General features: G+C 32.2%; 13 protein-coding genes and 1 riboswitch. Of the genes, 10 read left to right on the top strand and 3 right to left on the bottom strand.

The features are described from left to right. Window positions 1-653: 653 nt before the first annotated feature. The 4 genes from AK212_RS04795 to gcvPB all read left to right on the top strand — a co-directional run bounded on the left by AK212_RS04795 (window position 654) and on the right by gcvPB (window position 5,241). Window positions 654-1,127 (top strand): shikimate kinase, encoded by a 474-nt coding sequence (locus AK212_RS04795; RefSeq protein ID WP_053029646.1) that lies wholly within the window; start codon window positions 654-656, stop codon window positions 1,125-1,127. Next, a riboswitch (glycine riboswitch) is annotated at window positions 1,124-1,239 on the top strand. Its footprint overlaps the gene before it by 4 nt. Window positions 1,240-1,315: 76 nt before the next feature. Further along, window positions 1,316-2,407 carry a glycine cleavage system aminomethyltransferase GcvT gene (gcvT, locus tag AK212_RS04790; RefSeq protein WP_053029491.1) on the top strand — a complete coding sequence of 364 codons (1,092 nt, stop codon included), beginning with the start codon at window positions 1,316-1,318 and terminating at the stop codon, window positions 2,405-2,407. 16 nt (window positions 2,408-2,423) lie between these two features. Further along, window positions 2,424-3,776, top strand: coding sequence for an aminomethyl-transferring glycine dehydrogenase subunit GcvPA (gene gcvPA / locus AK212_RS04785; protein WP_053029490.1), 1,353 nt, complete (start codon window positions 2,424-2,426; stop codon window positions 3,774-3,776). Next, window positions 3,763-5,241, top strand: a complete 1,479-nt coding sequence (gcvPB, locus tag AK212_RS04780; RefSeq protein ID WP_053029489.1) for an aminomethyl-transferring glycine dehydrogenase subunit GcvPB — start codon at window positions 3,763-3,765, stop codon at window positions 5,239-5,241. The genes gcvPA and gcvPB overlap by 14 nt, the downstream gene beginning before the upstream one ends. A 194-nt stretch (window positions 5,242-5,435) precedes the next feature. Here gcvPB and AK212_RS04775 read toward each other — a convergent pair whose 3' ends face one another. Continuing rightward, window positions 5,436-5,822 carry a rhodanese-like domain-containing protein gene (locus AK212_RS04775; RefSeq protein ID WP_011275678.1) on the bottom strand — a complete coding sequence of 129 codons (387 nt, stop codon included), beginning with the start codon at window positions 5,820-5,822 and terminating at the stop codon, window positions 5,436-5,438. Between the two features lie 150 nt (window positions 5,823-5,972). On the opposite strand from AK212_RS04775, the gene AK212_RS04770 reads away from it, so the two are divergent. Continuing rightward, window positions 5,973-6,803 (top strand): lipoate--protein ligase family protein, encoded by an 831-nt coding sequence (locus tag AK212_RS04770; RefSeq protein WP_053029488.1) that lies wholly within the window; start codon window positions 5,973-5,975, stop codon window positions 6,801-6,803. Window positions 6,804-7,178: 375 nt separating this feature from the next. Here the strand turns inward: AK212_RS04770 and AK212_RS04765 are convergent, their stop codons facing one another. Both AK212_RS04765 and AK212_RS04760 read right to left on the bottom strand, forming a co-directional pair. After that, the gene (locus tag AK212_RS04765; protein ID WP_053029487.1) at window positions 7,179-7,394 is read right to left on the bottom strand and encodes an SA1362 family protein; all 216 of its coding nucleotides are present in this window, start codon (window positions 7,392-7,394) and stop codon (window positions 7,179-7,181) included. Window positions 7,395-7,411: 17 nt separating this feature from the next. Continuing rightward, entirely contained in the window at window positions 7,412-7,993 is a 582-nt protein-coding gene (locus AK212_RS04760) for a putative periplasmic lipoprotein (RefSeq protein ID WP_053029486.1), read from the bottom strand. Between the two features lie 103 nt (window positions 7,994-8,096). Here AK212_RS04760 and AK212_RS04755 point away from each other — a divergent pair, with 103 nt between their 5' ends. The 5 genes from AK212_RS04755 (at window position 8,097) to AK212_RS04735 (ending at window position 12,290) form a co-directional block, all read left to right on the top strand. Then, on the top strand, window positions 8,097-9,155 hold the full coding sequence (locus AK212_RS04755; protein WP_053029485.1) for a M24 family metallopeptidase: 1,059 nt from the start codon (window positions 8,097-8,099) through the stop codon (window positions 9,153-9,155). Window positions 9,156-9,182: 27 nt separating this feature from the next. After that, the gene (gene efp / locus AK212_RS04750; RefSeq protein WP_053029484.1) at window positions 9,183-9,740 is read left to right on the top strand and encodes an elongation factor P; all 558 of its coding nucleotides are present in this window, start codon (window positions 9,183-9,185) and stop codon (window positions 9,738-9,740) included. 343 nt (window positions 9,741-10,083) lie between these two features. Then, window positions 10,084-10,563, top strand: coding sequence for an acetyl-CoA carboxylase biotin carboxyl carrier protein (gene accB, locus AK212_RS04745; protein WP_053029483.1), 480 nt, complete (start codon window positions 10,084-10,086; stop codon window positions 10,561-10,563). Next, window positions 10,563-11,918, top strand: a complete 1,356-nt coding sequence (gene accC, locus AK212_RS04740; protein WP_053029482.1) for an acetyl-CoA carboxylase biotin carboxylase subunit — start codon at window positions 10,563-10,565, stop codon at window positions 11,916-11,918. The genes accB and accC overlap by 1 nt, the downstream gene beginning before the upstream one ends. A 12-nt stretch (window positions 11,919-11,930) precedes the next feature. After that, on the top strand, window positions 11,931-12,290 hold the full coding sequence (locus AK212_RS04735; RefSeq protein WP_053029481.1) for an Asp23/Gls24 family envelope stress response protein: 360 nt from the start codon (window positions 11,931-11,933) through the stop codon (window positions 12,288-12,290). The last annotated feature ends 10 nt before the right edge of the window (window positions 12,291-12,300 follow it).

Genomic DNA, 12,300 nt, shown 5'->3' with positions numbered 1-12,300 from the left:
TTCAGCAAAGAGAAAAGTTTGCATCCGACTTAGTAATTAAAGGTTTTACATTTATTGAAATGCTTATTTCTTTATTCATTACGATCCTCATTTTAACTGTAATGCCAAATTTAATTCGTTTGACCGATACATATTTAATTAACGCTTATGAATTTGATCAGTCAGAATATTCTTTTTTTCAAGTAGACCTAAATAAAATGACTAATTCTAAAACAATTACTATGAAATTGATAAACAATCATACTATTATGATTCAACGACAACATCAAAATGACTATATTAAGTTCCACAATCATAAGATTATTTTTGAAAGCAATAGTAAAGGAAATATCACGCTCTTAAATAATGTACTAGACGCGAATTTTATATCTAGGCAACGAGGAATTATAGAAGTAATTTTAAGAATTGGAAATGAGGTGAATTATTATGACAAAACACTCTTTATATAAGTTTAGAGGGTTCATGAGCACTTACACTTTGCTAATTTTTATTATTTATTTGTCAGTCATCACTTTTTATACAACTCAATATAGTTTAAAATCGAAGACAATTCATAACATGAGTAGTTATTATGACCAACAAATTAATCAACTATTTGACAAAAGGTGAGGCTATTGAATAAGAAAAATTCACCAATAATACTTATTGGCTTTATGGGTACAGGTAAAAGCACTATAGGAGAATATTTATCATTAGAGGAACAATTGAGTTTCATAGATTTAGATATTTACATTGAAATCAGAGAAAATAAAACAATTCCTGACATTTTTAAAGAAGTCGGAGAAATAGGATTTAGAGAATTAGAGTATAAATATTTATCGGAATGTACACAAAAATATGATGTCATTGCTACTGGTGGTGGTATTATCGAATACTCTAAATCATTAAATTATTTAAAACAGTATAAATACATTTTTTGGCTAGATTGTGACATAGATATTATCTTCAAAAGAGTTTTGAACGATAAACATAGACCAAATGCAATTGATAAATCTAAAAAACAGTTAAATAACTTGTATTTATCAAGGATTTCAAGATATAATGAAATCGCATTCATGAAAGTGAATAGTGATAAAACAATCAAAGAAATTTATAATGATATTATAAATTATCTATCTTGCGGTTGATCAGTATTAGAGAGAATAAAAATATTTTACTTAATTTAAAGTATCATCATTTTTATCGCCGAAGGTGCAAGTTAACTACTAAACTCTCAGGCAAAAGGATAATACTGTTACGCATTCCTGGATTAAGTGTATAAACAGGGTAGCTATTTGCTACTCTGTTTTTTATAAAAAATATAGGGGGTTTTCTAATGACAAGCGAATTAAAAAAAACACCATTGTATCAAAATTATGTAGATAGTGGTGCAAAAATTGTAGAATTCGGTGGATGGGCAATGCCTGTTCAATTTACAAGTATCAAAGAAGAACATAACGCAGTTAGATATGAAATAGGTATGTTCGATGTAAGCCACATGGGAGAAATCTCTATTAAAGGCAATGATGCTAGTAAATTTGTCCAATACTTACTTTCAAACGATACTAATAACCTAACTGACACTAAAGCTCAATATACTGCTTTATGTAATGAAGAGGGTGGTATTATTGATGATTTAGTAACATATAAAGTTGGCGATAATGATTATTTATTAATCGTTAATGCTGCTAACACAGATAAAGACTTTGCTTGGGTTGAAAAACATGCATCAAAATTCGATGTTGAAGTGTCAAATGTTTCTGATCAATTTGGTCAATTAGCAGTTCAAGGACCTAAAGCAAGAGATTTAGTTAGTGAATTAGTCGATATTGATGTAAGTGAAATGAAACCATTTGATTTCCAACAAGATGTTACTTTATTTGGAAAAAATGTTATTTTATCTCAATCTGGTTATACAGGTGAAGACGGATTCGAAATCTACTGTGATGCAAAAGATACTGTAGATATTTGGAACGGCTTTATTGAACATAAAGTAGTACCATGTGGTCTTGGTGCACGTGATACTTTAAGATTAGAAGCTGGCTTACCTTTACATGGTCAAGATTTAACTGAATCTATTACACCTTATGAAGGCGGAATTGCCTTTGCTGCTAAACCATTAATCGAAGAAGATTTCATTGGTAAATCAGTATTAAAAGACCAAAAAGAAAATGGTTCAGAACGTAGAACTGTTGGTTTAGAATTGCTTGATAAAGGTATTGCTAGAACTGGCTATCCAGTATTAGACCTTGACGGTAATGAAATTGGTGAAGTTACTTCAGGTACACAAGCACCATCTTCAGGTAAATCTATCGCAATGGCAATCATTAAGCGAGATGAGTTTGAAATGGGTCGTGAACTATTAGTTCAAGTACGTAAAAGACAACTCAAAGCTAAAATTGTTAAGAAAAACCAAATTGAAAAATAATTAAGGGGTGTGTATTGTGAGTCATCGTTATATACCATTAACAGAAAAAGATAAAAAAGAAATGTTAGATAAAATTGGTGCAAGTTCAATTAATGAATTATTTGGAGATGTGCCAGAGGATATCTTATTAAATAGAGACTTAAATATTGCTAGTGGTGAAGCTGAAACTTCACTTTTAAGAAGATTGAATACAATTGCTAATAAAAACGTAACAAAAGAAACTCATACGTCTTTCTTAGGTGCAGGTGTGTATGACCACTATGCTCCAGCAGTTGTAGATGCTATGATTTCTCGTTCAGAATTCTATACAGCTTATACGCCGTATCAACCTGAAATATCTCAAGGTGAGTTACAAGCTATTTTTGAATTCCAAACATTAATTTGTGAATTAACAGATATGGATGTAGCAAACTCATCTATGTATGACGGCATCACAAGTTTTGCTGAGGCTTGTATCTTAGCATTTAATCACACTAAGAAAAATAAAATCGTAGTTTCTAAAGGACTTCATTATCAAGCACTTCAAGTACTAAAAACTTACGTTAAAGTTAGAGAAGAATTTGAAATAGTAGAAGTTGACTTAGATGGTACAATTACAGACTTAGAAAAATTAGAACAAGCAGTAGATGATGAAACTGCAGCAGTTGCAGTTCAATATCCAAACTTCTATGGTTCTATTGAAGATTTAGAAAAAATCCAATCATTTATCGAAGGTAAAAAAGCATTATTTATCGTTTATGCTAATCCATTAGCTTTAGGATTATTAACACCTCCAGGTTCATTCGGAGCAGATATCGTAGTCGGAGACACACAACCATTTGGTATCCCAACACAATTTGGTGGACCTCATTGTGGTTACTTTGCTACAACTAAAAAATTAATGCGTAAAGTTCCTGGTAGATTAGTAGGACAAACTCAAGATGATGAAGGTAACCGCGGATTTGTTCTTACTTTACAAGCTCGTGAACAACATATCCGTCGTGATAAAGCTACTTCAAATATTTGTTCTAACCAAGCCTTAAACGCACTTGCATCATCAATTGCTATGTCAGCACTTGGTAAACAAGGTATTTATGATATTGCAGTTCAAAACTTAGAACACGCAAATTATGCTAAAAAACAATTTAAAGACAACGGTTTTGAAGTTCTTGATGGTACTTCATTCAATGAATTTGTTGTTAAATTCGACCAACCAATCAAAGAGATAAATAAAAAGCTAGCTGAGGAAGGTTTCATTGGAGGCTTTGACTTAGGAGAAGCTTCAACAGACTTCGAAAACCATATGCTAATTGCTGTTACTGAATTAAGAACTAAAGATGAAATTGATACATTTGTTAAGAAAGCTGGTGAGCTAAATGGTAGTAAGTAAATCAAGTCCATTAATTTTTGAAAGATCAAGAGCAGGTAGATATGCATACTCATTACCTCAAAGCGATATTAAAACAGATTCAGTTGAGAGTATTCTTGACGATAAATTTATCCGTAAAAATAAAGCGGAATTCCCTGAAGTTGCTGAATTAGATTTAGTACGTCACTATACTGAATTATCTAATAAAAACTTCGGTGTTGATTCAGGTTTCTACCCATTAGGATCATGTACTATGAAATATAATCCAAAAATCAACGAGAAAGTAGCTCGTATTCCTGGATTTGCTGAATCACATCCATTACAAGAAGAAGATCAAGTTCAAGGTTCTTTAGAAGTTGTATACAGTTTACAAGAAGAACTTAAAGAAATTACTGGTATGGATGAAGTGACATTACAACCAGCTGCAGGTGCGCATGGTGAATGGACGGCTTTAATGATTTTCAAAGCATACCATTTAGATAATGGTGAAGGTCACCGTGATGAAGTAATCGTTCCTGACTCAGCACACGGTACAAACCCTGCATCTGCGTCATTTGCTGGATTTAAAGCTGTTACTGTTAAATCAAATGAACGTGGCGAAGTTGATATCGAAGACTTAAAACGTGTTGTTAACGAAAACACTGCTGCGATCATGTTAACAAACCCAAATACACTAGGTATTTTCGAGAAAAACATCATGGAAATCCGAGAAATTGTGCATGAAGCTGGCGGATTATTATACTATGATGGTGCAAACTTAAATGCCATCATGGATAAAGTACGTCCAGGAGACATGGGATTTGACGCAGTACACTTAAACTTACACAAAACATTCACTGGCCCTCACGGTGGCGGTGGCCCTGGTTCAGGACCAGTTGGTGTAAAAAAAGAATTAGCTAGTTATTTACCAAAACCAATGGTAATCAAAGATGGAGATACATTCAAATATGATAATGATATTAAAAACTCTATCGGAAGAGTTAAACCATTCTATGGTAACTTTGGTATCTATTTAAGAGCATACACATATATTAGAACAATGGGTGCGGAAGGTTTAAGAGAGGTTTCTGAAGCAGCAGTTCTAAATGCTAACTATATTAAAGCTAGCTTAAAAGACCACTATGAAATTCCATATGAACAATATTGTAAACATGAATTCGTATTAAGTGGATCTAAACAAAAAGAACATGGTGTTCGTACTTTAGATATGGCTAAACGTTTATTAGACTTCGGCGTACATCCACCAACAATTTACTTCCCATTAAATGTAGAGGAAGGTATGATGATTGAACCAACTGAGACAGAATCTAAAGAAACATTAGATTACTTTATTGATTCAATGATTCAAATTGCTGAAGAAGCTAAAAATGAACCTGATACAGTCTTAGAAGCACCACACAGTACAATCATTGATAGATTAGATGAAACTACTGCTGCACGTAAGCCTGTATTGAAATTTGAAAACCTTCACGAAGAAAAAGAATAATATTCAATTCTTGTCCCTGTAACCTTATAAATGGTTATAGGGACTATTTATATACATAAATTTGTACTTTGAAATTATACGTATTGTTAACACAATTTAAGAGAAATTATTATAATACGCATAGATTTGTTCAATTAAAGGCGTAAAAAAACTCTTAAAGATTTTATCTTTAAGAGTTCATAACAGACATACGATTATTTTTTTGTTTTAATCTTACCAGTCCATTTTTTGTATCCGCCTTTTAACATATAAATATCTTTATAGCCATTCTTTTTAAGAATACGGGCTGCACGATAACCTGCAACACCATTTGCATCACAAAGATAAATTGGTTGATCTTTACGTAAACCTTGATATCTTTGACTAAACATTGATATTGGAATGTTACGAGCGCCGTTTATATGGCCGTAATCATAGTCTACTTTTTCACGAACATCAATCACTTGAGCTTTTCTTAAACCTTTATGAAATTCATTTTGCTCAAGTTCAGTTACTGCTCGTTTATTCATAAACCAATTTCCAAGCATATATAAAATAATAATGACTATAATAGCTAAAGCTATAATCAAAGATACATTCATATTGCATCCTCCCTAATTAACCGATATTATAATTATAAGACTGTTAGCTAAATTTATCAAAATTTTTTATTAGCTATTTTTATCAAAGTTTTATATGTAAAATTTAATATTTTCTTTAGTTAATTATATATTGTGATTGGAGTTTGTTTTATGACAGAGACATGGAATTTTATAAATACAGGAAGTCACGATCCATATTATAATATGGCAATGGATGAAGCGCTTTTAAACTTTGTATCAAGAGGGGAAATCGATCCTGTTGTTAGATTTTACACTTGGAATCCCGCAACATTATCAGTGGGATATTTTCAAAGATTAAAAAAAGAAATCGACATTGATAAAGTAAAAGAAAAAGGATTCGGATTAGTTCGAAGACAAACGGGTGGTAGAGGTGTACTTCATGATAAAGAATTAACATATAGTGTTATTGTGTCAGAAGAACATCCTAATATGCCTTCTACTGTAACTGAAGCGTATCGTGTTATTTCTGAAGGGTTACTTGAAGGATTTAAATTGCTAGGATTTGAAGCATATTTTGCGATTCCGCGGTCAAAAGAAGAACGAGAAAAATTAAAACAACCAAGAAGTGCCGTATGTTTTGACGCGCCAAGTTGGTATGAATTAGTTGTTGAGGGTAGAAAAATTGCAGGAAGTGCTCAAACTAGACAAAAAGGCGTCATTTTACAGCATGGTTCTTTATTACAAGATGTTGATGTTGATGAACTTTTCGACATGTTCACTTTTAAAAATGATCGTCTTAAAGATAAAATGAAAAAAGCATTTGTAGATAAAGCAGTGGCAATCAACGATATTGCTGATAGACATATAACAATTGAGGAAATGGAAAAAGCATTTGAAGAAGGCTTTAAAAAAGGATTAAATATTGAATTTAAACCACTTATTTTATCTGATAAGCAAATGGAAGAAGTAAAAGAATTAGAAGAAAAATATCGTTCTGATGAATGGTTATATAAAAAATAAAAAGCCAGTAAATATGTTTTTAAATTGATGTGCACTCTAAAAATTGGAATTTAATTCTGACTTTATAGGGTGCACTTTTATTTTAGTCAACCACTGCCAATATATATTTATAGGGAGTGGGACAGAATTCATTTTAAATTCGTCGTCCCACTCCCAGCTTGCTTTGCTTGTGGAATTTCTTAATGAAATTCTCTCTGCTGTGGCCCCGACTCCCAACTTGCTTTGCTTGTAGAATTTCTTAGTGAAATTCTCTTTGCTGGGGCCCCAAGGATGACTAGATCTGAGAAAAGCTTGAATTAAGTGCCTTCTCAGTACAGTCAGCTACTGCGAATGTGCAAAATAGCATTATGATATTATTTATGTCCCAGCCTCGTATTATTTACGATGTTTCTTTTTATATTTTCTTGCAGCTCTTCTATATTTACGTTGATCTTCAGTCAAGAAGAAGAAATAGTATATTAAATAAATTATGATTGCGATGATTATAAAAGTAAAAATAGTTTTAGCAAATGACATCATAAACGCATTCAGATTTAAGATTAAGCCAATTGCTGCAATAATTAATACTAAATAAAACAATATATTTTTCAAAACAAAAACTCCTATATTTATGAATTATTGGACATGTTAACTTGAGATAGCTTTGTCTTACCTTTATTTAATTTATTAGAATTGTTAGTTTCATATCCACTCTTTATATCTTTAAATGCTGATTGTAATTCTTTATTCATTTGTCTGATATTCTTATCTTCGTTTTTATTGGCACTTGATAAATCTTTAGTTGAAATCGTGCCTTTATATTTACTATACGCATCATCAATATCGTTTGTTATAGTATTTAATTTTTCAAGATTTTGCTTTTTATCCTCTTTTTTCTTTTTAGTTAAATCTAGTTGATTATAATTACTAATCACTTTAGTAATATCCTGATAATATTTTGAAGAAGCATCTAGAAATTTAGCTTCTTTATTGTTATCAACAGTTTTAGATACATTCTTTTTATCTTTATTAAGAGCTTCAACTTGTGCTTTTTGATTACTAATATCTTGATTTAGCTGTTGGATATCTAACTTCAAGTTATGGTTTTCATCTCTTAATTTGGTTGTCTTGTCTTCCAAAGGTCCTAAATTTTGAGAGCCACAACCAACCAATAAACATGAAGCTCCTAGAATAACGATTAATTTTTTCATTAAAATCTCCCTAAACCAAAATCTCTTTATTTCTAAAATAATTATGCTATTATTTTAATGTAAATAGAGCAAATGTACAAACGTTATACTAGGAGTGATTTGTATGAATAAATTAGCAAAAGTTCAAGAACTACTCAATCATCATCAAATAGATGCTTTAGTTATCTTATCAGATTATAATCGAAGATATTTATCTGATTTTACTGGTACAAGTGGTGCATTAGTTATTTCAAAAGATCGTTATCAATTAATAACAGACTTCCGTTATATTGAACAAGCTACCGAACAGGCTACTCATTTCGAAATTATCAAGCGTAGTGGTGGATTAATTGAAGAAATCGTTGAAATTATCAATCATAACCAATTTAAGTCAATTGGGTTTGAAGGTCACTTAGTAAGTTACGATACTTACCAAACGTTAAATCAATCAAGCGCAAATTTAGTTTCAATTGGTGACGACATTGAAAAAATAAGAGAAGTAAAAACACCTGAGGAAATTGAGAAAATTAAATTTGCTGCTAAAATAGTTGATGATACATATAATTATATCTTAGAAATTGCCGAAGCTGGCATGACTGAAAGAACATTAAAGGCGAAATTAGAGAGCAAAATGTTAGAATTAGGTGCAGATGGACCTTCATTCGACACAATTGTAGCATCGGGTTATAGAGGCGCCTTACCACACGGCGTAGCAAGTGATAAAGTTATTGAACAAGGGGATATGATCACGTTAGACTTTGGTGCATACTACAGAGGATATTGCTCTGATATTACAAGAACATTTGCTATAGGTGAACCTGATCCAAAGATGAAAGACATTTATAATATTGTTCTTGAATCCCAAATAAAAGCCATCAATGAAATTAAAGCTGGCATGACTGTGGCAGAAGCAGACGCTTTATCAAGAGATTATATTGCTTCTCATGGATATGGTGAAGCATTTGGTCATTCACTTGGTCATGGTATTGGATTAGATATACACGAAGGGCCATTATTGTCTAAAAATGCAAAGGGTACGATTCAAGTAAATAATTGTGTTACTATTGAACCAGGTATTTATGTAGATGGTCTTGGCGGTGTACGTATAGAAGATGATATTTTAATCACTGAAAATGGCTGCGAAGTCTTTACTAAATGTACAAAAGACCTTATTATTTTATAGAAAGCGCATATTTGAGGAGGAAACTGAATGATTTCGGTTAATGATTTTAAAACAGGTTTAACAATTTCTGTAGATAATGGCATTTGGAAAGTAATTGATTTCCAACATGTAAAACCAGGTAAAGGTTCTGCCTTTGTTCGTTCTAAATTACGTAATTTAAGAACAGGTGCAATCCAAGAAAAAACATTTAGAGCTGGAGAAAAAGTTGAACAAGCAATGATTGAAAATCGTCGTATGCAATATTTATATGCAGATGGTGATAATCATGTGTTCATGGATAATGAAACGTTTGATCAAACTGAATTATCAGCAGATTATTTAAAAGATGAATTAAAATTCTTAAAAGCAAACATGGAAGTTCAAATTCAATCATATGAAGGTGAAACAATCGGTGTTGAATTGCCTAAGACAGTTGAATTAGAAGTTACTGAAACTGAACCTGGTATTAAAGGTGATACTGCTACTGGTGCAACTAAATCAGCTACAGTTGAAACTGGTTATACATTAAATGTACCTTTATTTGTTAATGAAGGTGATGTATTAGTAATTAATACTGGTGATGGAAGCTATATTTCAAGAGCCTAATTTATTATGAACGATAACTAGAGTCTTTCTGATTACCAATTAGAAAGACTTTTTTTAATACTCAAATCATGCAAACAAAAAATTATAAAATATTAGGAGGCTGGGACATAAATAATATAATGGAGCTATTTTGCAAATTCGCAGTAGCTGACTGAACTGAGAAGGCGCTTAATTCAAGCTTTTCTCAGTTCTAGTCACCCTTGCGGGGGTGTGACGACGAATTCAAAAAGAATTCTGTCCCACTCCCAACTATTTGCCATAAAATGACACATGCTTGAATTGGCAAGTTGAGTCAAGTAAAATAGATTGGTAGATGAAAACTAAGTCGAGGAGTCAGTAACTTATGAATTTTAAAGAAATAAAAGAATTAATCGAAATTCTTGATCAATCAAGTTTAACTGAAATTAATATTGAAGATAATAAAGGTAGTGTAGTTAATCTAAAAAAACAAAAAGAAACTGAAATAATTACACCACAATATACACAACAAGCACCTTTAGCATCTGCTGCACCAACAATGTCAACACCAAATCAAAGTGTGTCAGAAGCACCTGTTGAAGAAAATAAAAGTCATGATGATGAATCATCATATCAAACGATTAATGCACCAATGGTTGGTACATTTTATAAATCTCCATCACCTGAGGAAGATGCTTATGTTCAAGTTGGTGATAAAGTTACAAATGAATCAACTGTATGTATTTTAGAAGCAATGAAATTATTTAATGAAATTCAAGCAGAAGTTTCTGGAGAAATCGTTGAAATATTAGTAGAAGACGGACAAATGGTAGAGTATGGCCAACCGTTATTTAAGGTGAAATAATGAAAAAAATCTTAATCGCTAACCGTGGAGAAATAGCGGTTAGAATTATCAGAGCTTGCCATGATTTAGGCATACAAACCGTTGCTATTTATTCTGAGGGAGATAAAGACGCATTACATACTCAAATTGCTGATGAAGCATATTGCGTTGGTCCTACTCAGTCTAAAGATTCATATTTAAATATTCCTAATATCTTATCTATAGCAACATCAACAGGGTGTGATGGCATTCATCCGGGTTATGGCTTTTTAGCTGAGAACGGTGACTTTGCGGAACTATGCGAAGCTTGCCAATTGAAATTCATTGGTCCTAGCTATGAATCTATTCAAAAAATGGGTATTAAAGACGTTGCAAAAGCTGAAATGATTGCTGCCAATGTACCAGTTGTACCAGGAAGCGATGGTCTTGTCACATCTATAGAGGATGCTAAACAAATCGCTGAAGAAATCGGCTATCCTGTAATTATTAAAGCGACAGCAGGCGGTGGCGGTAAAGGGATTCGAGTAGCCAGAACAGAGAAAGAACTTGAAAATGGCTATCGAATGACCCAACAAGAGGCAGAAACTGCTTTCGGTAATGGGGGACTTTATCTTGAAAAATTTATCGAGAACTTCCGCCATATAGAAATTCAAATCATTGGTGACCAATACGGAAATGTAATTCATCTCGGAGAAAGGGATTGCACGATTCAGAGACGTATGCAAAAGTTAGTTGAAGAATCACCATCACCTATATTAACGAATGAACAACGTGAAGAAATGGGAAATGCTGCAATTAGAGCTGCTAAAGCAGTAAATTATGAGAACGCAGGTACAATTGAATTTATTTATGACTTAAATGACAATCAATTTTACTTTATGGAAATGAACACGCGTATCCAAGTTGAACATCCGGTTACTGAAATGGTTACGGGAATAGACTTAGTTAAATTGCAATTAAAAGTTGCGATGGGTGAAACATTACCATATACGCAAGATGATATTACGATTAATGGGCATGCGATTGAATATCGTATAAATGCTGAAAATCCATATAAGAATTTCATGCCTTCTCCTGGTAAAATTACCCAATACCTTGCGCCTGGAGGTTATGGTGTGAGAATCGAATCAGCTTGCTATACGAATTATACAATCCCTCCATATTACGATTCTATGGTTGCTAAGTTAATTGTACATGAACCTACTCGTGAAGAAGCGATTATGACTGGAATCAGAGCATTAAGCGAGTATTTAATTTTAGGAATCGACACAACAATTCCGTTCCACTTGAAATTAATGAATAATGATATTTTTAGAAGTGGATCATTTAATACAAATTTCTTAGAGCAATATAATATTATGAATGATAATGAGTAGGAGGTAGTCTAAATGGTTAAAGTGGCAGATTATTCAAATTCAAATTTAGGTAAAATTGAAATTGCACCAGAAGTTATCTCTGTAGTTGCAAGTATTGCAGTATCAGAGGTAAACGGTGTTACCGGACATTTTGCAGAATTAAAAAATAGTAATATTGAGAAAATGAGTCGAAAAAATCTCAATAGAAATTTAAAAATTGATGTTAAAGAAGATGGCATTCAAATCGATGTATATTGCTCTATTAAACATGGTATCAATATTTCTAAATTTGCGAGCAAAATTCAAACATCCATTTTCAACTCAATTAAAACAATGACTGCAATTGAGCCTAAAGAAATTAACGTTCATATCATGCATATCACTGTCGAATAATATAAAGATT

Source organism: Staphylococcus borealis, assembly GCF_001224225.1.
Lineage (GTDB): Bacteria > Bacillota > Bacilli > Staphylococcales > Staphylococcaceae > Staphylococcus > Staphylococcus borealis.
The sequence above is the reverse complement of the archived record's forward strand: the minus strand, read 5'-3'. Positions and strand labels throughout refer to the sequence as shown.